Annotated in this window: 24 protein-coding genes; 9 read left to right on the top strand and 15 right to left on the bottom strand. The window is 59.1% G+C overall.

Features of this window, described 5'->3' with window-relative positions; genetic code table 11:
- Window positions 1–142: 142 nt before the first annotated feature.
- Entirely contained in the window at window positions 143–1,393 is a 1,251-nt protein-coding gene (kynU, locus tag AACY52_RS27095; RefSeq protein WP_339437463.1) for a kynureninase, read from the bottom strand.
- Between the two features lie 144 nt (window positions 1,394–1,537).
- Here kynU and AACY52_RS27100 point away from each other — a divergent pair, with 144 nt between their 5' ends.
- The gene (locus AACY52_RS27100) at window positions 1,538–2,011 is read left to right on the top strand and encodes an Lrp/AsnC family transcriptional regulator (RefSeq protein ID WP_339437464.1); all 474 of its coding nucleotides are present in this window, start codon (window positions 1,538–1,540) and stop codon (window positions 2,009–2,011) included.
- A 117-nt stretch (window positions 2,012–2,128) separates the two neighbouring features.
- Here the strand turns inward: AACY52_RS27100 and catA are convergent, their stop codons facing one another.
- The 3 genes from catA to AACY52_RS27115 are packed head-to-tail and all read right to left on the bottom strand — an operon-like array spanning window position 2,129 to window position 4,530.
- Window positions 2,129–3,058: a catechol 1,2-dioxygenase gene (catA, locus tag AACY52_RS27105; RefSeq protein WP_339438157.1), complete on the bottom strand. Its 930-nt coding sequence runs from the start codon at window positions 3,056–3,058 to the stop codon at window positions 2,129–2,131.
- Between the two features lie 41 nt (window positions 3,059–3,099).
- A complete protein-coding gene (gene catC, locus AACY52_RS27110) occupies window positions 3,100–3,390 on the bottom strand; it encodes a muconolactone Delta-isomerase (RefSeq protein WP_065874670.1) in 291 nt (96 codons plus the stop codon).
- A gap of 12 nt (window positions 3,391–3,402) precedes the next feature.
- Window positions 3,403–4,530: a muconate cycloisomerase family protein gene (locus tag AACY52_RS27115; RefSeq protein ID WP_339420528.1), complete on the bottom strand. Its 1,128-nt coding sequence runs from the start codon at window positions 4,528–4,530 to the stop codon at window positions 3,403–3,405.
- 114 nt (window positions 4,531–4,644) lie between these two features.
- Between AACY52_RS27115 and AACY52_RS27120 the strand changes: the two genes are divergently transcribed.
- The gene (locus AACY52_RS27120) at window positions 4,645–5,520 is read left to right on the top strand and encodes a LysR family transcriptional regulator (RefSeq protein ID WP_339420527.1); all 876 of its coding nucleotides are present in this window, start codon (window positions 4,645–4,647) and stop codon (window positions 5,518–5,520) included.
- Window positions 5,521–5,583: 63 nt separating this feature from the next.
- On the opposite strand, the gene AACY52_RS27125 is transcribed toward AACY52_RS27120, so the two are convergent.
- Window positions 5,584–6,564, bottom strand: coding sequence for a helix-turn-helix domain-containing protein (locus AACY52_RS27125; protein WP_339420526.1), 981 nt, complete (start codon window positions 6,562–6,564; stop codon window positions 5,584–5,586).
- A gap of 311 nt (window positions 6,565–6,875) precedes the next feature.
- Between AACY52_RS27125 and antA the strand changes: the two genes are divergently transcribed.
- The 4 genes from antA to AACY52_RS27145 all read left to right on the top strand — a co-directional run bounded on the left by antA (window position 6,876) and on the right by AACY52_RS27145 (window position 11,280).
- Window positions 6,876–8,267, top strand: coding sequence for an anthranilate 1,2-dioxygenase large subunit (gene antA, locus AACY52_RS27130; RefSeq protein ID WP_339560995.1), 1,392 nt, complete (start codon window positions 6,876–6,878; stop codon window positions 8,265–8,267).
- Window positions 8,267–8,758, top strand: a complete 492-nt coding sequence (gene antB, locus AACY52_RS27135) for an anthranilate 1,2-dioxygenase small subunit (protein WP_339420524.1) — start codon at window positions 8,267–8,269, stop codon at window positions 8,756–8,758. The genes antA and antB overlap by 1 nt, the downstream gene beginning before the upstream one ends.
- Before the next feature lie 41 nt (window positions 8,759–8,799).
- On the top strand, window positions 8,800–9,807 hold the full coding sequence (gene antC / locus AACY52_RS27140) for an anthranilate 1,2-dioxygenase electron transfer component AntC (protein ID WP_339420523.1): 1,008 nt from the start codon (window positions 8,800–8,802) through the stop codon (window positions 9,805–9,807).
- A 72-nt stretch (window positions 9,808–9,879) separates the two neighbouring features.
- Entirely contained in the window at window positions 9,880–11,280 is a 1,401-nt protein-coding gene (locus AACY52_RS27145) for an amino acid permease (RefSeq protein WP_339427499.1), read from the top strand.
- Between the two features lie 82 nt (window positions 11,281–11,362).
- On the opposite strand, the gene kynA is transcribed toward AACY52_RS27145, so the two are convergent.
- Both kynA and kynB read right to left on the bottom strand, forming a co-directional pair.
- Complete coding sequence (gene kynA, locus AACY52_RS27150) at window positions 11,363–12,220, bottom strand: tryptophan 2,3-dioxygenase (RefSeq protein ID WP_017137968.1); 858 nt, start codon at window positions 12,218–12,220, stop codon at window positions 11,363–11,365.
- Entirely contained in the window at window positions 12,217–12,867 is a 651-nt protein-coding gene (gene kynB / locus AACY52_RS27155) for an arylformamidase (protein WP_339420521.1), read from the bottom strand. Before kynB ends, kynA begins: the two co-directional genes overlap by 4 nt.
- A 299-nt stretch (window positions 12,868–13,166) precedes the next feature.
- Between kynB and AACY52_RS27160 the strand changes: the two genes are divergently transcribed.
- Complete coding sequence (locus AACY52_RS27160; RefSeq protein WP_049711538.1) at window positions 13,167–13,511, top strand: cupin domain-containing protein; 345 nt, start codon at window positions 13,167–13,169, stop codon at window positions 13,509–13,511.
- Window positions 13,512–13,583: 72 nt separating this feature from the next.
- On the opposite strand, the gene mmsB is transcribed toward AACY52_RS27160, so the two are convergent.
- Both mmsB and AACY52_RS27170 read right to left on the bottom strand, forming a co-directional pair.
- Window positions 13,584–14,471, bottom strand: a complete 888-nt coding sequence (gene mmsB, locus AACY52_RS27165; protein WP_339420520.1) for a 3-hydroxyisobutyrate dehydrogenase — start codon at window positions 14,469–14,471, stop codon at window positions 13,584–13,586.
- 14 nt (window positions 14,472–14,485) lie between these two features.
- Window positions 14,486–16,003 (bottom strand): CoA-acylating methylmalonate-semialdehyde dehydrogenase, encoded by a 1,518-nt coding sequence (locus AACY52_RS27170; RefSeq protein WP_339437465.1) that lies wholly within the window; start codon window positions 16,001–16,003, stop codon window positions 14,486–14,488.
- Window positions 16,004–16,134: 131 nt separating this feature from the next.
- Between AACY52_RS27170 and AACY52_RS27175 the strand changes: the two genes are divergently transcribed.
- Both AACY52_RS27175 and AACY52_RS27180 read left to right on the top strand, forming a co-directional pair.
- On the top strand, window positions 16,135–17,082 hold the full coding sequence (locus AACY52_RS27175; protein ID WP_339420518.1) for a LysR family transcriptional regulator: 948 nt from the start codon (window positions 16,135–16,137) through the stop codon (window positions 17,080–17,082).
- 314 nt (window positions 17,083–17,396) lie between these two features.
- Complete coding sequence (locus AACY52_RS27180) at window positions 17,397–17,687, top strand: DUF3077 domain-containing protein (protein WP_339560996.1); 291 nt, start codon at window positions 17,397–17,399, stop codon at window positions 17,685–17,687.
- A gap of 45 nt (window positions 17,688–17,732) precedes the next feature.
- On the opposite strand, the gene AACY52_RS27185 is transcribed toward AACY52_RS27180, so the two are convergent.
- From AACY52_RS27185 to AACY52_RS27210, 6 genes are all read right to left on the bottom strand, one after another.
- Entirely contained in the window at window positions 17,733–18,680 is a 948-nt protein-coding gene (locus AACY52_RS27185) for a LysR substrate-binding domain-containing protein (protein WP_339438159.1), read from the bottom strand.
- Window positions 18,680–19,528, bottom strand: a complete 849-nt coding sequence (locus tag AACY52_RS27190; RefSeq protein WP_339437468.1) for an EamA family transporter — start codon at window positions 19,526–19,528, stop codon at window positions 18,680–18,682. The genes AACY52_RS27185 and AACY52_RS27190 overlap by 1 nt, the downstream gene beginning before the upstream one ends.
- Before the next feature lie 55 nt (window positions 19,529–19,583).
- Complete coding sequence (locus AACY52_RS27195; RefSeq protein WP_339420514.1) at window positions 19,584–20,531, bottom strand: TauD/TfdA family dioxygenase; 948 nt, start codon at window positions 20,529–20,531, stop codon at window positions 19,584–19,586.
- A gap of 345 nt (window positions 20,532–20,876) precedes the next feature.
- Window positions 20,877–21,368, bottom strand: a complete 492-nt coding sequence (locus AACY52_RS27200) for an OmpA family protein (RefSeq protein WP_339437470.1) — start codon at window positions 21,366–21,368, stop codon at window positions 20,877–20,879.
- Window positions 21,369–21,372: 4 nt separating this feature from the next.
- On the bottom strand, window positions 21,373–22,635 hold the full coding sequence (locus AACY52_RS27205; RefSeq protein ID WP_339420512.1) for a diguanylate cyclase domain-containing protein: 1,263 nt from the start codon (window positions 22,633–22,635) through the stop codon (window positions 21,373–21,375).
- Window positions 22,632–23,207 (bottom strand): YfiR family protein, encoded by a 576-nt coding sequence (locus tag AACY52_RS27210; protein WP_339560997.1) that lies wholly within the window; start codon window positions 23,205–23,207, stop codon window positions 22,632–22,634. Before AACY52_RS27210 ends, AACY52_RS27205 begins: the two co-directional genes overlap by 4 nt.
- Between the last annotated feature and the right edge of the window lie 118 nt (window positions 23,208–23,325).

Below are 23,325 nucleotides of genomic sequence, written 5' to 3' on the forward strand. Positions count from 1 at the left end.
CCCACTCGGGTGCTGACACACCAGTGCTGGCTACGGCCTTTGCCCCGCACGCGTTCTATAACCTTACGATGAACCAGTTTGATGCGCGACAGCGCTACGTCGAAGATGTAGTGGGGCCTCCCACATTGGATTTGGGTTGTGCTTAAGTGACGCTGTTTCGGACTTTGTATTGCGGCTGGTCCCAGGTGTGGTTGTCGAGGATGTCGCCGAGGATTTCCACCGCATCGAATACCTCGGTAAAGCTGGTGTACAGCGGGGTAAAACCAAAGCGCATGATGCGCGGTTCACGGTAATCGCCGATCACTCCACGGGCGATCAAGGCCTGGATCACCGCGTAGCCTTCGGGGTGTTCAAAGCTCACATGACTGCCGCGCCTGGCGTGTTCACGCGGGGTGATCAGTTCCAGGCCGTGGGCGCCGCAACGGGCCTCGACCAGCGCGATGAACAGGTCGGTCAACGCCAGGGATTTGCTGCGCAGACTCGCCATGTCGGTCTGGGCAAAAATCTCCAGGCCGCATTCCACCATGGCCAGCGAGGTAATCGGCTGGGTGCCGCACAAGTAACGCGCGATGCCTGCGCTCGGTGCGTAAGTCGACTCCATGGCGAACTGGCGGTTGTGCCCGAACCAGCCGGACAACGGCTGACGCACCACATCCACCAACGCCGGGTTGACCCACACAAACGCCTGGGAGCCCGGGCCACCGTTAAGGTATTTGTAGGTGCAGCCAATCGCATAGTCGGCACCCGCCTGATGCAGGTCGATGGGCACGGCGCCTGCCGAATGCGCCAGGTCCCAAATACTCAACGCGCCACCTTCATGGCTCAGGGCGGTCAGCGACTGCATGTCGTACATGTAGCCGGTCTTGTAGTTGACGTGGGTAAGCATCACCACCGCCACGTCCTCATCGATGGCCTGGGGCAATTCGTCCGGGCTGTTTACCAGGCGCAGGGAATAACCTTGCTGCAGCAGCTCGGCCAGGCCCTCGGCAATGTACAAATCGGTAGGAAAGTTGCTCGCTTCGCTGACGATCACTTTGCGATGAGGCTGGCGTTGACGTTGCACAGTCAACGCCGCGCTGAGCACCTTGAACAGGTTGATCGAGGTGGTATCGGTGATCACCACTTCGCCGTCATGCGCACCCATCAGCGGCGCCAGGCGGTTGCCCAGGCGCTGGGACAAGTCCGCCCAACCGGCGCTGTTCCAGCTGCGAATCAGGCCATTGCCCCATTCTTCGGCAATCACCGCCTGCGCCCGCGCCAGCGCCGCCACCGGACGCGCGCCGAGGGAGTTGCCGTCGAGGTAGATCACGCCCTCAGGCAAGGCGAACTGACGACGCAACGCTGCCAGCGAATCCTGGGCATCGAGGGCTTGGCAATGGCTTCGAGTGGTCATGGGTTGTCCTGGCTTTTATAAGTGAGAATGGACCAAATAATGAACGAAGTTTTAGAGAATTTTCGTGCAAAGTGGTGGGTAACAGGCTAATTAAGCTGTAGGAAATTCGAATTTAACCCCCAAACACGCGGATTTATTCTAACCATGATTCTTGACGCCACCGACCTGCGCCTCCTGCATTTCCTGCAACAGGATGGTCGTATCAGCAACCAGGAGCTGGCGGAAAAAGTTGCATTGTCGCCTTCCGCCTGCCTGCGCCGTTTGCGCCTGTTGGAGAGTGAGGGAATCGTCAGCGGCTATCGCGCAGTGCTGAATGCCGAGCAATTGGGAATCGAGCTGGAAGCCATCGTCCACCTGTCGTTACGCCAGGACGTGGAGGATTGGCATGAGACGTTTATCAAAAAGGTGCAGGGCTGGCCGGAAGTCGCCAGTGCCTATGTAATCACGGGTGCCAGCAACTATGTGCTGCGCGTGCAGGCGAGGAATCTGAAGCACTTTTCCGACTTTATCGTGAACCACTTGAACCGCACGGCGGGGGTGATGGATATCCGTTCGGAGATTGTGTTGCAGAAGATCAAGGATCGGGATGAGGTGCTGGATCTGGTCATCCGCAAATAACCGTAACCCCCCAGAACCCAAGCGGGCTTGCTCGCGAATGCGATGTATCAGTCGCCGAATATATTGACTGAGATACCGCATTCGCGAGCAAGCCCGCTCCCACATTTTTAACCGCGTTTAGTCTTCGAGGGCGCGTACGCGTTGCATGCGTTTTTGTTCTACCGGCGCGTCAGCCACGTGCAATTCAAAGTCAAAATCAATCTGCGCAAACCGACCCTCCACGCCAAACCCGCGCGCCAGTTGCGGGTCGTCACTGAAGCGAATCTGCGCAATCAAGTCATCCCGCGTGGCATAGGCAAAATCATCATGCAGGTACGGGTCGTCCGACAGGTTGATCTGCGTGGTCAAGTGCCGATGCCCCGGCGCCGAGATAAAGAAGTGGATATGCGCCGGCCGCTGTCCGTGACGCCCGAGTTGATCGAGCAGTTGCTGGGTCGGCCCGCTCGGCGGGCAACCGTAACCCGACGGCACGATGCTGCGAAAACGGTAGTTGCCCTGGGCATCGGTCTCGATGCGACGGCGCAGGTTGAATTCGGATTGCGTCGGGTCGAACCACGAATACGTACCCGCGGTGTTGGCCTGCCACACATCCACAATCGCCCCCGCCACCGGCTTGCCATCGATGTCACGCACCTGCCCGCGCATGAACAGCGGCACCGCATCATCCTTGCCATCATCCAGCCGTGCCTCGTACTTCGACAACGGCGCCCCGGCCACGTACAACGGGCCTTCGATGGTGCGCGGGGTACCGCCGGACTTACCGGCCTCTTCATCGGCGGCGTCCATCAACAGGTCCAGGTAATGTTCCAGGCCCAACCCGGCGGCAAGTAAACCGGCTTCCTGGTTTTTGCCCAGTTCGTTGAGGTAGTTGACGGCCTTCCAGAACTCTTCCGGGGTCACCTCCAGGTCTTCGATAATGTTCACGGCGTCACGCAGGATCCGGTAGATCAGCGATTTAGTGCGCGGATTGCCGCGGTCGTTAAGGTTGCCGCTGGCTTCTTCGAGAAACTGTTGGGCATGGGCAGTCTGGGACAGTCGGATGGACATGGTGCATTCCTCATCTTGTAGTTATTAGTTTGAAAATCGACCTAGCGGTCATCCTCATGGATCGACGACGGGTGCCGGCACAAGGCATTCACTTCGATAGCCATGTAGGGGTAAAGCGGCAGTTGCATCAGCAGGTCGTGCAGTTCTTGCACACTGTCGACGTCAAACACGCTGTAGTTGGCGTAGTGCCCGGCGATGCGCCACAGGTGGCGCCATTTGCCGTCTTGTTGCAGGCGTTGCGCCAAGGCTTTCTCATCGGCCTTGAGGCTGGCTGCACGTTCGGGGTTCATGTCGACGGGCAGGTTCACGGTCATTTTTACGTGGAACAACATGGCAGACGCCTCTTAGTGTTTGTCACGACGGAAGAACGCCAGGCGCTCCTCATCAATGGCCAGGCCCAGGCCCGGTGCGTTGGAGACATGCAGCTGAAAGTCGCGATAAACCGGTGGCGCGGTGAGGATGTCTTCGGTCAGCAACAACGGACCAAACAGTTCGGTGTCCCACGCCAGTTTGTTCAGCGTGAGAAAGGCATGTGCAGAAGCCAGGGTGCCGATACCGCCCTCGAGCATGGTACCGCCGTACAGGCCAATACCCGCCGCCTCGGCAATCGCAGCAGTGCGCAACACCGCACGGGGGCCGCCGTTCTTGGCGATTTTGAGGGCGAACACCGACGCCGCGCCTTCGCGGGCCAGGTTGAAGGCATCCTCGACACACTCAATGGACTCATCGGCCATGATCGGCGCCGGGCTCGACAGGTTGAGCCGCGCCATGCCGCCACGGTTATTGCGTGAGATCGGTTGTTCGATCAGGTCGATCCCGTTGTCGCCGAGCACCTTGCATGCCCGCAGTGCCACGGCTTCATCCCACGCCTGGTTGACGTCGACACGCACACTGGCACGCTCGCCAAGGGCCTTTTTGATCGCGATCACATGGGCCAGGTCATGGCTGACTTCGCCCGCACCAATCTTCAATTTGAAGATGCGGTGGCGGCGCAGGTCGAGCATCTTTTCTGCCTCGGCAATGTCCTTTTCGGTGTTGCCGCTGGCCAGGGTCCAGGCCACCGGCAACGCGTCACGCACACGGCCGCCGAGCAACTCGCTGACCGGCAGGTTCAGGCGTTTGCCCAGCGCGTCGAGCAAGGCGCTTTCGATACCGGACTTGGCAAAGGTGTTGCCGCGAATGCTGCGCTCCAGGCGCAACATGGCCGCGTTGATATTGCTCGCGTCCTGGCCAATCAACAGCGGTGCGAAATGGCGGTCGATGTTGACCTTAATGCTGTCGGGGCTTTCATTGCCGTAGCTCAGGCCGCCAATGGTAGTGGCTTCGCCGATGCCTTCGATGCCGTCGGCGCAGCGCAGGCGGATGATCACCAGCGTCTGGTTTTGCATCGTGTGCATCGCCAACTTGTGCGGGCGAATAGTGGGGAGGTCGACGATGACAGTGTCGATCGACTCGATGGCGCAAATCGGCATGGCTATACCCGTTGGGTTATTTTTAGAGTTGAGCCGATTCTGTTCCGCATCTTTCGAGGCTTCCAATATAGAATTAGTCTCGACCAATACCCCAAAGGTATGAAAGGAGCCGTCATGGAACTGCGTCACTTGCGCTATTTCCAGGTGCTGGGAGAAACCCTGAACTTCACCCGCGCCGCCGAACGTCTGCACATCGCTCAGCCGCCGTTGAGTCGGCAGATCCAGCAATTGGAGGATGAGCTGGGCGTGATTTTGCTGGAGCGTGGCCGGCCGCTGCGGCTGACCGAGGCCGGGCGGTTCTTCTATGAGCACGCCAATGTGCTGCTGGAGCAACTGAACAAAGTCTGCGACAACACGCGCCGCATCGGCCAGGGTGAAAAGACCTGGCTGGGTATCGGTTTTGCACCCTCGACCTTGTACGGCGTGCTGCCTGAATTGATTCGGCGATTGCGCAGTCATGAGGCGCTGGAGCTGGAATTGGGGCTCTCGGAGATGACCACCTTGCAGCAGGTCGAGGCGCTCAAGGCCGGGCGGATTGATGTGGGGTTCGGGCGGATTCGTATCGACGATCCGGCCATCGTCCAGCGTGTGCTGGTGCAGGATCGGCTGGTCGCCGTGTTGCCCGCCGGTCACCCCTTGCTGGGCGCGCCCGCCACCCTCACTCAACTCGCCGCCGAGCCGTTTGTGCTTTACCCCGGCAACCCGCGCCCCAGCTATGCCGACCATGTGATTGCGCTGTTCGACGCCCATGGCCTGAGCCTCAAAGTGGCGCAGTGGACCAACGAACTGCAGACCGCTATCGGGCTGGTCGGGGCCGGGATGGGGGTGACGTTGGTGCCGGCTTCGGTGCAGGTGCTGCACCGGGCGGATATTGGCTACACGCCGATTGTGGAAGCCACGGCGACGTCGCCGATCATCCTCAGCCGACGAGTGAATGATCAGTCGCCGGGGCTGAATCATTGCCTGCACCTGGTGGAAGAACTGATCTGAGCCTCCCAAACACTGAGAATCCAATGTGGGAGCAGGCAAGCCACAGTTTGATGTTCATTGCCTTCAGATACTGCGCATGCGCTTGCGCTGCTGGGTCTGGCTGGGGGACTCGTCGAACAGTTTTCGGTATTCGGCTGAAAACCGGCCCAGATGAGTGAACCCCCAACCTAGAGCGATTTCGGAAATGGTGCGAGTGGAGCCATGCTCAAGGATTTCCTGGCGAACCGAACTCAGTCGGTACTTCTTCAAATAAGCCATCGGCGACAGTGCGAAATACTTACGAAACGCATCGAACAGCTTGAACCGCGACACCCCTGCGGCCGCTTCGAGGTCTTCCAGATGCACGGCTTCGCGAGCGTTGTCGTGGATGTACTGGCGCGCACGGATCAGGTAGTGCGGCAGTTTCACGCCCAATACGTCGCGCAGTTCTTCGGAGTAATTGTTCGGCTGGGCCAGGATCAGGCCCTTAATCAACGAACTTTCCAGGTCGCGGGTGAACGCAGCCTGCTCATACAACTCGCTGCCGTGTTCCAGCTCCGCAATGAAGTAACGCGCCATGCGCCACCACGACGCTGAAGCGCCGTCCACCGCGTCCATCACTGACTCAAAGCGCAACGGCGCCTCAATCGGCCGATGCAGCAACCCTTCCAGGGACTCGCTCATCGCTGCGCGCGTGATCACCACCTGCAACTTGCGACAGTCACCGGAAATCGCCAGCACCTGGTGCTCGTTAGGCGAGATGATCACCCCTTGGTCACGGTTGGAACTCAGGCGCTCGCCGTTCTTGCTCAATTCCTGCTCGCCCACCAGCGGCAGGCTCAGGCTATAGCTGCTGAAGTGCTCGGCGTCTTCGATGTCGATGGTCACGTCGGTGCCGTATTCGATCATGCCCAAGGTAGTGGCGCGCGACTTGAACACGTTGGCGCTGTGATGAAAACGCAGGCGTTCGGGCGTGGCGGTGGCCAGGCGATGGGGCCCGCAGATGCCGGACATCCAGCTGCGGGCGCCTTCCAGGTCGAAGCGTTGAATCGTTTGGCTGCTCATCAGGGTGCACCCACGGCGGTTAGGCATTTGCGCGCTCTGACGGCGCGTCCTGTGGATCAAGGCAAGTTCCAAGCCACACCTGCCGTATCGCAACCCGATGGATAGCAACGGTCGACTATGTGGATAAGTAGCCGGCTTTTTTCGCCTCTTGCCCTGCCAGACAGTAGCGCATCCCGTCACCGGCCTGCACCGGGTTGGGTATTTGCTGCCCAATTATCCGGCTCAGGTTCCCCCATTAAGTGGATAGCCCGCGCCCTGCCCCGCTGCCTCTAATGAACCACCGTTTAGCCCCAATCAAAAAGGTGCCTCCCATGAGTGGTGCAAGAAGCGTCGAGCAATGGAAAAGCTTTATCGACAGTTGCCTGGATTTTCGCCCGGCAGATGAAGTGTTCCGCATCGCCCGCGACATGTTCACTGAACCGGAACTGTTCGACCTGGAGATGGAACTGATCTTCGAGAAAAACTGGATCTACGCCTGCCACGAAAGCGAACTGGCGAACAACCACGACTTCGTGACGATGCGTGCCGGGCGCCAGCCAATGATCATCACCCGCGATGGCGACGGCCAGCTCAACGCGCTGATCAACGCCTGCCAGCATCGCGGCACCACGTTGACGCGAGTCGGCAAAGGTAATCAGTCGACCTTCACGTGCCCATTCCACGCCTGGTGCTACAAGAGCGATGGCCGGCTGGTGAAGGTCAAGGCGCCAGGGGAATACCCGGAAGGTTTCGACAAAGCCACACGCGGCCTGAAAAAGGCCCGCATCGAAAGCTACAAAGGGTTCGTGTTTATCAGCCTGGACGTGAATGGCACGGACAGCCTGGAAGACTTCCTCGGCGATGCGAACGTGTTTTTCGACATGATGGTCGCCCAGTCCGCCACCGGTGAGCTGGAAGTGCTGCCGGGCAAGTCCGCCTACACCTACGATGGCAACTGGAAATTGCAGAACGAAAACGGCCTGGACGGTTATCACGTCAGCACCGTGCACTACAACTACGTGGCCACGGTGCAGCACCGCCAACAGGTGAATACCGAGAACGGCAGCGCGTCCGGCACCACGCTGGACTACAGCAAACTCGGCGCCGGCGACGCGAATACCGACGACGGTTGGTTCGCCTTCAACAACGGCCACAGCCTGCTGTTCAGTGACATGCCCAACCCCAGCGTACGTTCCGGCTACGCCACCATCATGCCGCGCCTGATCGAAGAGCACGGCCAGCAAAAGGCCGAGTGGATGATGCACCGCCTGCGCAACCTGAACATCTACCCGAGCCTGTTCTTCCTCGACCAGATCAGCTCGCAACTGCGCATTATCCGGCCGGAGGCCTGGAACAAGACCGAAATTATCAGCCAGTGCCTGGGGGTGAAAAACGAATCCGACGCCGACCGCGAAAACCGTATTCGTCAGTTTGAAGATTTTTTCAACGTTTCGGGCATGGGCACGCCGGACGACCTGGTGGAGTTTCGCGAAGCCCAGCGCGGTTTCCAGGGCCGGCTGGAGCGCTGGAGCGATATCTCGCGCGGCAGCCATCGCTGGGAAAGCGGCCCCACGCCCAACAGCGAAGCCATCGGCATCCAGCCGGCCATGACCGGCACCGAGTTCACCCACGAAGGCCTCTACGTGAACCAACACCGCAACTGGCAGCGATTTCTGTTGGATGGCCTGGACCGGCAAGCGCTGAAACTGCGGGAGGTGGAATGATGAACGCGCACCTGCAATACCAGATAGAGCAGTTTTTCTACCGCAAATCCGAGCTGTGCGACGCCCAGGACTGGGATGCCTATGTGCAACTGTTCGATCCGCAGAGTGAATTCCACCTGCCGCAATGGGACTCGGAACACGTCTACACCCGCGACCCCAAGCGCGAGATGTCGTTGATCTATTACGCCAACCGTTCGGGCCTGGAAGACCGCGTGTTCCGGTTGCGCACGGGCAAAGCCGCGTCGGCGACACCCATGCCGCGTACCGTTCACCTGATCAACAACGTACGCATCGCCGAGCAGGCGGATGGCATGCTGGAAGTGCGGCTGAACTGGCACACGTTGTTTTGTCGGTTGGCCACTTCGGAGCAGTTTTACGGGCATGCCACCTACAGCCTCAAGCCCCATGGCGACAGTTGGTTGATTACGCGCAAGCACGCGTTGCTGCTCAACGACACCATCAACTCGGTGCTGGACTTCTATCACCTGTGAACACCTCCACAGCTGCTACGGGGTGTTTGGAGAGCAATCAGATGAATCACAAAGTGGCCTTCAGTTTTGCCGATGGCAAGACGCTGTTTTTCCCGGTAGGCCCCCATGAAATCCTGCTGGACGCAGCACTGCGCAACGGCATCAAGATCCCTCTGGACTGTCGCGAAGGCGTGTGCGGCACCTGCCAGGGTCGTTGCGAGTCAGGCGATTACAGCCAGGATTATGTGGACGAAGAAGCACTGTCGAGCCTCGATCTGCAACAGCGCAAGATGCTCAGTTGCCAGACGCGGGTGAAGTCCGACGCAACGTTCTATTTCGACTTTGATTCAAGCCTGTGCAATGCGCCTGGTCCGGTGCAGGTGCGAGGCACGGTGAGCGCGGTGCAGCAGGTGTCGGCGAGTACGGCGATCCTGCAGGTGCAGTTGGATCAGGCGCTGGATTTTCTGCCGGGTCAATACGCACGCCTGTCGGTGCCTGGCACGGACAGTTGGCGGTCTTACTCCTTCGCCAACCTTGCGGGCAATCAACTGCAGTTTCTGATCCGCCTGTTGCCCGATGGGGTGATGAGCAACTACATCCGCGAGCGCTGCCAGGTGGGCGATGAGCTGTTGATGGAAGCGCCACTCGGTGCCTTCTACCTGCGCCACGTCACCCAACCGCTGGTGCTGGTGGCGGGTGGAACCGGGCTTTCGGCCTTGCTGGGGATGCTCGATGAACTGGCTGCCAATGGCTGCAACCAGCCCGTGCACCTGTACTACGGCGTGCGCGGCGCCGAAGACTTATGTGAGGTGGCACGCATCCAAGGCTATGCCACAAAAATCGCTGATTTTCGCTACACCGAAGTATTGAGTGCCCCGTCAGATGAATGGCCCGGCAAACGGGGCTACCTCACCGAGCATTTCGACTTGGCTGAATTGCGGGACAGATCGGCGGATATGTACCTGTGCGGCCCCCCTCCAATGGTCGAGTCCATCCAACAATGGCTGGCGGATCAGGCACTTGATGGCGTTCAGCTGTATTACGAAAAGTTTACGCAGAGTAATATCTGACCCCTCAGCACTTCTGAGGGGTTGGTGCTGCGTGCAATCAACCCTGAGAAAAACAAGTAGAAGGGAATGTTAATGGCGGATGACATGGTTAACCCGGTAGGCCTCAAGCGTGGCCTGAAGAACCGGCACATTCAGCTGATCGCCTTGGGAGGGGCGATCGGCACGGGGTTGTTCCTCGGCTCGGCCGGGGTGCTCAAGTCGGCGGGGCCGTCGATGATCCTCGGTTACGCGATTGCCGGTTTTATCGCGTTCCTGATCATGCGCCAGCTCGGTGAAATGATCGTCGAAGAGCCGGTGGCCGGGTCCTTCAGCCACTTCGCCCACAAATACTGGGGCGGTTACGCAGGCTTCCTGGCGGGCTGGAACTACTGGGTACTCTACGTGCTGGTGGGCATGGCCGAACTGACGGCCGTGGGCAAGTACATCCAGTTCTGGTGGCCAGAGATCCCGACCTGGGTCAGTGCGCTGGTGTTCTTTGTCGCGGTGAACTTGATCAACACCCTGAACGTGAAGTTCTTCGGTGAGACCGAGTTCTGGTTCGCGATCATCAAGGTGGTGGCGATTGTCGGCATGATCGTGCTTGGCTGCTACCTGCTGTTCAGCGGTACCGGCGGCCCGCAAGCGTCCGTCAGCAACCTGTGGAGCCACGGCGGGTTCTTCCCGAATGGCGGCATGGGGCTGTTGATGTCCATGGCATTCATCATGTTCTCGTTTGGTGGCCTGGAGCTGGTGGGTATCACCGCCGCCGAGGCCAGCGAGCCGCGCAAAGTGATCCCGAAAGCGATCAACCAAGTCGTCTACCGGATCCTGATCTTCTACGTCGGCGCGCTCACCGTGTTGCTGTCGCTGTACCCGTGGGACCAACTGTTGCAAACCCTCGGCGCGTCGGGCGATCCCTACAGCGGCAGCCCGTTTGTGCAGATCTTCTCGCTGATCGGCAACGACACCGCTGCGCACATCCTCAACTTCGTGGTGCTGACCGCGGCGCTGTCGGTGTACAACAGCGGCGTGTACTGCAACAGTCGCATGCTGTTCGGCCTGGCCGAGCAAGGCGATGCGCCAAAAGCGTTGATGAAACTCAACAAGCAAGGCGTGCCGCTGCGGGCGCTGGCGATTTCGGCACTGGTGACGATGCTGTGCGTGGTGGTCAACTACGTCGCGCCGCAGAGTGCGCTGGAGTTGCTGTTTGCGCTGGTGGTCGCCTCGCTGATGATCAACTGGGCGCTAATCAGCATCACCCATATCAAGTTCCGTAAGGCCATGGGCGAGCAAGGCGTGACGCCGTCGTTCAAGACCTTTTGGTTCCCGTTCAGCAACTACCTGTGCCTGGCGTTCATGCTGATGATCATCAGCGTGATGCTGGCGATCCCGGGTATTCGCGAGTCGGTGTATGCGATGCCGGTGTGGGTGGGGATTATCTACATTGCCTACCGGTTGCGGATGAAAAACGCCAAAGTAGCCGTGATGCAATAACCCCTGTGGGAGCGGGCAAGCCAGCTCCCACCGTTTTGAATGTGTTCCAACTGAAAAGCCCCGGTGATCCGGGGCTTTTTGTTTACAGCGTGGAGCGAACTCGCCAGAGTTCGGGGAACAGCACGGTATCGAGCATCTTGCGCAAATAGCCCACGCCTTCGGTGCCGCCAGTACCCGGCTGGAAGCCGATAATCCGCTCCACCGTGGTCACATGGCGGAAGCGCCACTGACGGAACGAATCCTCCAGGTCGATAAATTTCTCGGCCAACTGATACAAATCCCAGTACCGGCTTGGATCGCGATACACCTCGCGCCACGCCGCCTCCACGGATTCATCGTGAACCGTCGCCGCCGTCGGGTCGCGCTCGGCACGTTTCGGGTCAATCGCCAAACCTGCCTTAACCATCAGGTTGATCGCTTCGTCATACAGCGACGGCGTAGCAATCGCCACTTTCAACTCATTCAACAGCTCCGGCCGATGGGCGTGGGGCCGCAACAGCGCCGCGCTTTTATTGCCGAGGATAAATTCGATCTCACGGTACTGGAACGACTGGAACCCAGACGACTGCCCGAGGAACGGCCGAATGGCTTTGTACTCCGATGGCGTCATCGTCGCCAGCACCGCCCAGGCGTGCACCAATTGATCAAAGATCCGCGAGACCCGCGCCAGCATCTTGAACGCCGGCGGCAACTCGCCCAGGCGCACGTGCTCGCGGGCGGCCTTGAGTTCGTGGAGCATCAGTTTCATCCACAGCTCAGAGGTCTGGTGCTGGATGATGAAGAGCATTTCATTGTGGTCCGGCGACAGCGGATGCTGGGCGCTGAGGACTTTGCCCAGGTCCAGGTAATCGCCGTAGCTCATGGACTCGGAAAAATTCAGTTCGGCGTTATGCCATTCTTCCGGGGGTTGGTAATCAGGCGAGAAAGGACATTGGCTCATCGCGTGGGTTCCTTGAGCGGACGGAGAATGGCGCGGACCGGGCTGGCGTCGAGGTTGGCGAAACGCAGCGGCAGCGCGATCAGCTCATAGTCGCCCTCCGGCACGTCATCGAGCACGATGCCTTCCAGAATCGCCATGCCATGGCGGAACACGGCGTTGTGGGAATCCATGGTCTTGGACTGCTGCGGGTCCAGGGACGGGGTGTCGATACCGATCAAACGCACACCCAGGCTGGCCAGCAGCTCGATGGTTTGCGGGGCAATGGCGGTGAAGTTCGAGTCCCATTCGGTGAGTGGCGCTTTTGGATAAGTGCGCAGCAACACACGCTCCGGCACGTTATCCACACGGCCTTCCAGCTGATGCGGCTGCACCAGCGCAACGCTGTCCAGGCAATGCAGCACACGGCACGGCCCCATGTACACCTCCAACGACACCTCGCCAATCGGCGCGCCGTCTGCGCTGTAATGCAGCGGTGCATCCACATGGGCACCGGTGTGCGGCGATAGGGTAATGCGCCCGACATTCACCGGGCACTCCGGGCCGAACTGCCACACGCGTTCTTCCTGGAACGGCGTATCGCCCGGCCAGGTCGGGGTCGCCGTGCTCAAGGGTGGGCTGATGTCCCACCACGTTTTTATTGGGTTCATTTGAAGGCTCTCGGCGGTTACTGGGGTGAATGATACGAGGGCCTGCTGCGAATTTTCTTGCGAATTCTGGCGCGAAGCGGGAAATCTTTCGCACTTACTGCGAGGAATGGGTGGATTGGCGCTTAGATATATCATTCCGGCACGGTGGATCAGCCACTGAAGATCCAATGTGGGAGCGCAGGGTGCCAGAGGGATCGCATTCGCCTGCGCTTCTGAGCATCCCAATGTCGAGTTCAGACCACTGGCGCAACGCCAGAGGCCTTAGGGTTCATCTGTCCATTCCCTGCCCTGGAGTCATCATGTCCACGCCCATCACCGTACTGCGCGACACCCACCCCCTGCCGGTCCTGGACGCGTGCAAATGGGAAAAGCTCGAAGGCGACCCGCACACCGTGAACCTCAACGCTTACACCAGCGAAGACGGCAGCAAAATCATGGGTACCTGGATCTGTACACCGGGCAAGTGGTACGTGGACTACGTGAAGTGGGAATACTGCCACTTCCAGGAAGGCTACTGCATCATCACACCAGAAGGTCTGGAACCGATTCATTTGCGGGCTGGGGATATCTTTGTGGTGGAACCGGGGATGAAGGGTACGTGGGAAGTGGTCGAGACGGTGCGTAAGTATTTTGTGTTTGCTTGAAGTTGTTGTAGTGAGCGGGCTTGCCCCGCGCTGGGGCGCCGGGCAAGCCCGCTCACTACACGTAGCGGCACCTTATTTGGGCTTGCGATAGCTGTTGATAATCGCCGAGAAGTCCTTGCCCCCTTCCCCACGCTGGCTCATTGATTGATACAACTGCTGGGCCACAGCGCCGAGGATCACCGGCTGCTTGGCCTGGCGCGCCGCTTCAGTGGCCAGGCCCAAATCCTTGAGCATCAAGTCGGCACCAAACCCGCCGGTGTAGCCACGGGACGACGGCGCGGTTTCAATCACGCCCGGCCATGGGTTGTAGGTGTCGGAACTCCAGCAACGCCCGGTGGAGCTGTTGATAATTCCCGCCAGCACTTGCGTGTCGATACCCAAGGCATCGCCTAGGGCCATGGCTTCGCTGACGCCAACCATGCTGATCCCCAGCAACAGGTTGTTGCAGATTTTGGCGATTTGCCCGGTGCCCACGTCGCCGCAATGCACGATGTTGCGGCCCATCTGCGCCAGCACCGGTTGCAGGGTGGCGAACAGTTCAGGGTTGGCGCCGACCATGAAGGTCAGCGTACCGGCCTGGGCGCCGCCCGTGCCGCCAGAGACTGGCGCGTCAGCCACGGCCACGCCTTGCTTCGCCGCTGCAGCCGCCACATCGCGGATGGTTTGCGGGTCGATGGTGCTGCAGTCCACCGCCGGCACGCCTTTGCCGATGCCGGCGAGCACGCCGTCTTCATTCAGCCAGACGCTGCGCACATGCGCAGCAGCGGGCAGCATCGTGATCACTAGCTCCGCGCCGTTGGCCGCATCACGCGGTGAGTCGCTGATAGCGCCGCCCAGCTCGGCCAGCTCCTTGAGCACCGTCTGGTTCAAGTCGAACAGGTTCAACGCGTGGCCGGCCTTGATCAGGTTGCGGGCCATGGGCGCGCCCATGTTGCCCAAGCCGATAAATGCAATCTTCATGGTCGTCTCCCGAATCAGCGCAGGTTGATGGTGGTGTTGACGCCATCGTTGACTGTGTCGTCATCAAACCAGCGGCTGGTGACGGTTTTGGTCTGGGTGTAGAACTGCACCACTTGCTTGCCGTACGGGCCAAGGTCGCCGAGTTTGGAACCACGGGAACCGGTGAAACTGAAGAACGGCACCGGCACCGGAATCGGGATGTTGATGCCGACTTGGCCTACATCGATTTCGCTCTGGAACTTACGCGCCGCCGCGCCGCTCTGGGTGAACAGGCCGGTGCCGTTGCCGAACGGGTTGGCGTTGACCAGTGCGATGGCCTCATCCAGGGTGTCGACTTCCAGCACCACAAGCACCGGCCCGAAAATTTCCTGGGTGTAGATTTGCATATCGGTGGTCACGCCCGAGAACAGGGTCGGGCCGACAAAGTTGCCTTGCTCATAGCCCGGCACCTTGATGTCACGGCCGTCCAGTTCCAGCTTGGCGCCTTCTTTCACGCCGCTTTCGATCAGTTCCAGGATTCGCGCCTTGGCGCGCTTGGAAATCACCGGGCCGACATCGGTACCGGCTTCGCTGCCGGCATTGACCTTGAGCTTTTGCGCCAGCGCCTTGAGATCCGGCAGCCACTGCTTCGACGCGCCCACCAGCACCACCACCGAGGTGGCCATGCAACGCTGGCCTGCCGCGCCGAAACCGGCGCCGACCAGGGCGTTGAGGGTGTGTTCACGGTTGGCATCCGGCAGCACCACCGCGTGGTTCTTGGCGCCCATCATCGATTGCACGCGCTTGCCGTGTTTGCCGGCCAGGTCGTAGACGTGAGTGCCCACGGCGGTCGAACCAACGAAGGACACAGCCTTGATGTCTTTATGGGTGCACAGCGCATCCACCACATCCTTACCGCCGTGCACCACGTTGAGCACGCCGGCAGGCACCCCGGCTTCCAGCGCCAACTCCACCAGCAGCATGGTCGACAGCGGGTCCTGCTCGGAAGGCTTGAGGACGAAGGTGTTACCGCAGGCAATCGCCATCGGGAACATCCACAGTGGAATCATCGCCGGGAAGTTGAACGGCGTAATACCGGCGCACACGCCGATAGGCTGGCGCAGGGTGTAGGTGTCGACGCCACCGGCGACGTTTTCAGCGAACTCGCCCATTTGCAGGGTGCCGATGGAACAGGCGTGTTCCACCACTTCCAGGCCACGAAAAATATCGCCTTCGGCATCGGCAATGGTCTTGCCCTGCTCGTTGCTGAGGACCACCGCAATGCGCTTGGAATGTTCGCGGATCAAGGCTTGCAGCTTGAGCATGATGCGCATGCGTGCGCCGATCGGCGTCAGCTTCCAGGTCTGGAAGGCGCGATGCGCGGCGTCGATGGCGGCGTTCACTTCATCGGCCGTGGCGAACGGAACTTTGGCCAGCACCTGCTGGGTGGCCGGGTTGACGATGTCTTGCCATTCGGTGGTCTTGGACTCGACCCACTCGCCGTTGATCAGCAACTTGACCTGTTGCACGGAAATATCGGCAGATGCGTTCATGTGGTCTCCAATCTTATATTTATGCAGAGAACCAAGGCGTTGAATCGCCTTGAAGAATGAGGCGTTCGGACTGTTTTTGGAGTATAGATGTGCAAATCTCTAATAAGAACGCACATAAAAGCCGGACCAATATGCAAAAAAACATCACGTCACTGGGCTCCCTGAACTGGGATGACCTGAAGTTTTTCCTTGAGGTGGCCCGCACCCGCAAGGCCAGCGTCGCCGCCAAGCGCCTGGCGGTGGACTACACCACCGTGTCACGGCGCATCAGTTCGCTGGAAATGTCACTCGGTACCCTGCTCTTCGAAAAATCCCGGACCAACGGTTTCGTCCTCACCCCCGAGGGCCAGCGTTTACTGGGCTATGCGGAGTCCATCGAAAGCACCCTGCATATGGCCTGCGAACAGGTGTCCGGCTCCGGCGTGGCACTGTCCGGCCATGTGCGCATGGGCTGCACCGAAGGCTTCGGCAGCTTTTTCGTCACCCCGCAATTGAGCCACTTCGTCGACACCTACCCGGCGATCTCAGTGGATATCCTGCCCCTGCCCCACTTCATTAGCCTGTCCAAGCGCGAAGCCGATATCGTCATCGCCCTGGAGCGCCCGGAACACGGGCCCTATGTGTGCTGCAAACTGTGTGATTACAAACTGCAGCTGTACGCGACCCAGGAATACCTCGATCAACACCCGCCGATACAACGCCCGGCGGATTTGGCTGAGCATCCTTTCATCAGCTACGTGGATGACCTGGCGTTCAGTTCGGAACTGCTTTACCTGGCGAATGTGGTGCCCGGCGCCAGCGCCAGTTTGCGCAGTACCAGCGTGATCGCGCAGTACGTGGCGGCGCAACAGGGGCGGTCGATGGCGATATTGCCGTGCTTTCTGGCGGCGCAGGATCCGCGGTTGCTGCCGGTGTTGGGGGAGCAGATTGCGATTACGCGGCAGTTCTGGATGTATTGCCGGGAGGACTTGAGGAAGCTGAAGCGGATTACGTTGTTGTGGGATTACATCAGGGAAGTGACGGAGCAGAATCAGGGGTTGTTGATGGGGGAGACGCGGGAGATTAGGTTTGCGGATTAAAGCGCCATCAACGACGATTCGCTTTAATTTGCAGGACGTTTCCTAGAGAATCTCCGGCCTATTGTGCCGTAGGGTTCGAGTCATTAGCCTCCGTACTTCGCTGACATCAGCGAACGGGTTTAGCGACCCGAACCCGGACACAGCCTCCAACGGCAAGAGCTTCGTGCTCGTCGTTCTCGTGTTATGGCGGCTGTGCGTGGGAGACCCTCGGGTCTGCCGGGTCCTGGGTCCGGTTCGCTAACCTGCGTACAGCTGCCACCCTTTCATGTTTAGCGACATGAATGGGTGGTTCCTAAAACTCCCAGGTATGAATCATGACTAGAATCGTCCCCGACCCACCGCGTTCCTCCATCACCACCCTCGGCGTAGTCACATTCGGCGACTACGGCGAAAACGAAAAAACCCTGTTCCGCGTCAACTCCGGCATGCCGATTGAGGAAGCTTTGGAACACGCCTCCACCCTACTTTTTTACTCCAAGAAACTCGCGATGGAAGCCGCCATGGATGTACGCCGCGAGCACTACGCATGGGCTGCGCATTACCTGTGTGAAATGGGCAAGGCCGTGGTGGATGACCTGACGCAGGCGATGACACCGGGCCGATAAGCAAATACCGTTCGAATGCGGGAGGAGCCTTGCTCCTTCCTACATTTAAACCGCACCAGCCCCGGCAATTTGCGGATACCGAGCCCGAACTTCGCGCAGAAACTTACTCGCTCTGGTCTTGAGCCATTCAATCAGCCGAGCGATATCCGGCTCTAATTGCCGCCCGTTTCGACAAATGATGTAGTACGCCGCTGGCGACATCATCGCGGGGCTTTTCAACGCAACCAACGCGCCGTCTTCCAATTGGTCGTATACCAACGCAGTCCTGCCCAGTGCGATGCCTGTGCCCTTCACCGCCAGGCTGATCGCCAAGCTCGAATCCGGAAATCGTGGCCCATGGTGATAAGGAGGTGCCGCCAGCCCTTGAAACGCAAACCAACTTTCCCACCCCGGACACACCTGATCGTCCACTCGATGAATCAGCGGGTACCGGGCGACATCCTCCAGTGAAATATCCCCCTTCAACCGTAGAAATTCCGGCGAGCAAACGGGAAATACTGCGTCGCACATCAGCAGTTCAACATGGTGATCCGGATAATCGCCGTACCCCATCACCACCGCGACATCGTATTGATGAGCTTCCAGGCTGGTGCTGTTCATATCGGCGCTAGTCAACACCAGATCAAGGTTGAACGAGGCCTCTGTGTGCGACCCATGCATCCTGGGGATTAGCCACGTCGAACAGAGAGAAGACGTGCATGAGAGGTACAACGGTCGGGATTTACCGGGGTTGAGAGATTGCAGTACCCCATCCAGCGCCTTGAAAAAACCATCGGTAACCGGCAACAAGGCTTGCCCCGCCTGGGTCAGCTTGACGCCGCGTGAATGCCGCTCAAACAACTGCACGCCCCACCATTCCTCCAGGCCTGCAATTTGATGACTAATGGCGCTGGCAGTGAGGTTAAGCTCAGACGCCGCACGCGCAAAACTACCGGTTTGCGCAGCGCTGACGAACGCTTGAAGCATCGGTGTGGGAGGCGGACGCTGAGCCATCAGGTGCTCACTTTGATCAAGATGATCCCGCTAACAATGACGAATGCCGACAGCATCCGTCGCCAACCGAACCGTTCATGAAAGAACAGCGCGGCAATAATGGCGCCGATAATAACACTGGTTTCCCGCAGCGCTGAGACCTTGGCCACCGCGTCCAGCGACAACGCAAACAACACCAGTGCGTAGGACGCCAAGTAAAAAACGCCGCCTAATAGGCCAACTCGCCAATGCCCACGTATCGCTTGAGCCAAAGCCGAGCGCTCTTTGGAAAACGCCAGCAGTGGGATCGGAATACTCTGGAACACCGTCAGGTAGATGATGTACTGCAGCACCGTCTCACTGGCTCTTACACCTTTGGCGTCCACTACCGTGTAAGACGCGATAAATGCTCCAGCACACACCGCCATCAGAATCGGCTTGAACATCTGCGCCGTCATCCTGCGCACAAAGGTCAGGCTGATAATTCCCACACATATCAGCGCCCCCCCCACCAGCGCCAGCAGTGACAACTGTTCATGCAACAGAAAGTAGGAAAACAATGCGACAAATACCGGCGGTACCCCACGCATCACCGGATAAACCTGACCGAAGTCACCCGTTTCGTAAGCTTTGATCAGAAATAACCGATAGACCGTATTGAGTACCACGGAGACGAGGATATAACCCCCTACCTCCAGGCTGGGCACACTGACAAGCGGCAACGCCAACAGGCATATCACCAGCGCGGTGCCATCCACCATGGCCAAGGTCATGAAGCGACTGCTACCGGCGCGGACTACGGCGTTCCAAGTGGCATGCATAAAGGCAGAGATCAGGACCAGCGTGATCGCGATATCGGAGTTGTCCATGGGGTTCGGCTTATGGCGGATAGTGGGGGGGATGTAAGTTATGAGCATCGGGGCATCACTGCTTGCGCAACCACATCCGTAGCAAGTAGCGATTTAGATCGTTCAAGGACTTCGCATCATCAATCACGCAACGTGGAGTATTCATATCTATAAAGTGCGTGCGGGTGTGGAGAAACTTGTTATCGGCTGAAATGAGTACCTGCCCTGGTTCCAGCAACACTCGATGCTGAACCGATGACTGATCGAGAGCGGTGTCAAGAAAGTCTAGCGCTTGGGATGGGGCCACTGTTAATGGCACTCCCGCTTTAAGGTGAGCGGACTCAATGTAGACGCGAAAGTATCTGATCAGCGGAATACCTTCATTGGAGAAGCTCAGAATAGGTGCTTTGAACAACTGTTCCTCATCTGACATACCGCGGTTTTCAAAAAAGAAGTCGCACTTAAGCTCTTCCAATATTTCTGGAAACGCCATCAGCTCCGCGTATACCGCGCTTGCATCAATCAGAATACTCTCACCTCCCAAAAGCGCTTTTTGTCCGCAAGCCAGGATCAAGTAATCGATAGGCAACGGGTCGCTCACTCCATCGTTGTGCACATAGGCACCTTGGCGGGTTTGATGGTATCTCGCACCGTCCTCAATGCTCTTACCGCCCCTGTCATAAACCTCAATCACCTTATGACCGAGATGGTTCTGCACCATTGGCACACCGAGTAGAGAGCCAAATGTCCATATCAGCGACTTGAAAATCGAAAGTTTGTCGACCTTAAAGCCATCAAGAATCAAGATATGGCTTTCATGATCGATCATGGTTCGGATTCTATCTAGCTCCCTATTCAGGACGGGTAAGTGTAGAGGATTGATGTGCGCGGCGTTGGTATCGAATCGAATTCCCTGACGCTCAGACTCGAACAACTCTCTTGCGCTCAACAGCTCGTCAAAAGCAATGTTTGAAAGTCTAGTTTTAGAAACTTCCTGGCGGAAATTACTGACGTTTATGCTCATCGCAGTCCTTTACGGTGGTTAGTTCGAGCGGCCATTTAACTAAGCCCACCCTTTGCGAAAAAGCGAAACCTCGTCAGCCTAGCCATCAAGATTCGTCATGGCAGACTTCTCCTACAGGAAACATGCTTGACGGTCTTTGCTGAGATACGGTGATGGTGCGTCAACGCAGGCGATGACACCGGGCCGCTAAGCGAACGCTGTAGCAAGGCACCGCAAAACCCACTGTGGGAGCTGGCTTGCCTGCGATGGCAGTATGTCCGTCAGTACATCCAGTACTGAGACACCGCTATCGCCGGCCAGCTCCCACAGTTGATGGGGTTTCACATTGAGGTCGGCGGGACGGGCTCAATCCGCGATCACAACAATCGACACCCGCCGATTCTCGGTGCGCCCTTCAGCGGTGTCATTGGAGGCTACCGGTTTGCTACTGCCCAAGCCGCGTAGCTGGATGTTTTCTTCTTTCATGCCCACGCCGGTCAGCACCGTGGCCACGCTTTTGGCACGACGCAGGGACAGTTGTTGGTTGTAGGTTTCCTTGCCAGACGCATCGGTGTGGCCATCGACACGAACGCGTTCGATACCTACGCCAAGCAGGGCCTTGCCGATGCGCTGGACGATGTCGGTGCTGGGTTGGTTGAGGGTCTCGACATCGCTGCCAAACAGCACTTTGCCGGACAGGCCGAATGACCAGCCTTCGTCGGTCATTTCAAAGCCTTGCAGCTTGAGGACCGCGACCTGCGCCGGGGTCAGGCCTTTGGGTGGGGGCGTCTGACAGCCGCCGAGGGCGAGCAGTGCCATCAGCAGGGTGATAAACATAAAACGAGCGGTGGTGAACAAGGGGTCAACTCCTGTGTTGAAGATTGACGGCGGCGTGCTCCGACTCCGCCGTGTGCTGGCCGCCCGAGGACAGGCGCTTGGCCTGGTACATCGCCGCGTCGGCCGCATTGAGCAGGGTGCCGGGGGTGGCACCATGATCGGGGTAGATGGCGATGCCGATACTGAGGGAGGTCAATACCTCGGTATTGCCGGGCACGGGGATCGGCAGGTCCATGCTGGCAATGATCTTGTCGGCGATACGCTTAGCGTCTGCCACCTCGTGCAACGGCGCCAGCAGGACGGCGAACTCATCCCCCCCCAGGCGCGCTACCAGGTCATCTTCACGCAATTGCGCACGCACACGCTGGGCGACGGCCACGAGGACGGCATCGCCGGCGGCATGACCAAAGCTGTCATTGACCTCTTTGAAGCGGTCGCTGTCGAGGTAGAGCACCGCCACTTGCTCTTTGGCCTTGGCGGCGCTGCGCAGAGCACGAATCAGACGGCCTTCGAAGAACGCCCGGTTGGGCAAACCGGTGAGGCTGTCGTGGTTGGCCTGGTGGGCGAGGAATTCGTTTTCGCTCTGCAGGTGGCTTTGCCAGGCTTCCATCTCGCCGAGCAAGGCATTGAAGTCACTGCCCAGGCTGTCGAGCTCAGCGATTTGCGCCGGCGGTACGCGGCGGTCGAAGTCACGTTCGCTGCGAGCGGCATGGGCCACGGCGGCAAGGCTTTGCAGGGGACCTGTAATGCCACGTAACAAGCGTCGCGCAAGGTGCAGGGCGACCCACGCGCTGAGCGCGGTGCACATGAGAATTCCAGCCAGCCCGCTGAGCAGGAACCGCAGCAGACTACCGCCGTGACCGGTGAGATTAACGCTGCCGACGGCGCGACCTTGATGCAGAATCGGCTGGCTGATGGGTTGTTCGAGCAAGGTATGCGCCAGCGCCAATTCAACTCGCGAAAGCATGCCCGTTTCCGGACGTATCCACTGCGCCAACAACCTGCCGTTGATATCGAAGACGTCTGCCCGCGCCACCTCTTCGGTGGAGGCAATCAGGCTAAGGGCCTCGGTGGCCGCCGCGCTGTCGTTGAACACCACCGCCGCCTCAACGGTGTAGCTGATAGAGCGCGCGATCAGGTGCAGGTTGTGTTCGGCGTAGACCCTCAGCGCCAGCACGCCGAGCAGCGTCAGGGAAACACTGGCCAGGATCACCGCGACCAGCGCCAGGATCAGGTGCCCCCGGCCGATGACCGAGCGCAGCGTCGGTCGCACTTTATCGGCCTTCATGGCGCGGGCGCTCGGCGACGTGACAACTGCAGCACGCTGGGGTGAATACGTACGCCACTGCGGGCGACGGAGTCGAGATTGACGTCGAATGACACTTGCTCATCACTCACCCGCAGGCAGAACAGGCTGCCCACGGTGCACTCGTCACCGCCTTCGCTGATGCTAAGCACCGGGTGGCCGATCAATGAGGTAAACAGCTGGCTGCGCTCGTCGGCACTGAGTTTGCCGATGTACACCGCATCGCAGGCGTCGACGATATCAGGATGGCTGGCCAGCAGGCGCTGCACCACGACCGGACGGCCGGTGGCCTGGGTGGTGCCTTTGACCAGGTCGTCGGTGTATTGGGTCGGGCCGACGATACACAGGCGCAATTGCGCAGGCTCAGCCGGCCAGCGCGCATAACTGAGGATACCGAGCACCACCTGGGTGACCGCTTGGGCACGGTGGGCGGCAAGGTCAATGGGCTCGGGCGCCTGGGCGAAGGCGCATGGTGCGAGCACGCACAGGGCCGCCACCAGCAACATGCGTCTCCAGCTCAAACTGCGCTCTGTGGGCGAGACAGCCATGTTCATGCAGAGACACTCTCAGTTTTTTTCAGATCATGCCGCAACGATAGCACAGTGGTGGAACCCCTCAGCGGAATGGGTCTTCACGTGGCCCGCTCTTTTTTCAGAAAAATCAGACGCCTGA

This window comes from Pseudomonas sp. EA_65y_Pfl1_P113 (assembly GCF_963970525.1).
GTDB lineage: Bacteria > Pseudomonadota > Gammaproteobacteria > Pseudomonadales > Pseudomonadaceae > Aquipseudomonas > Aquipseudomonas tritici.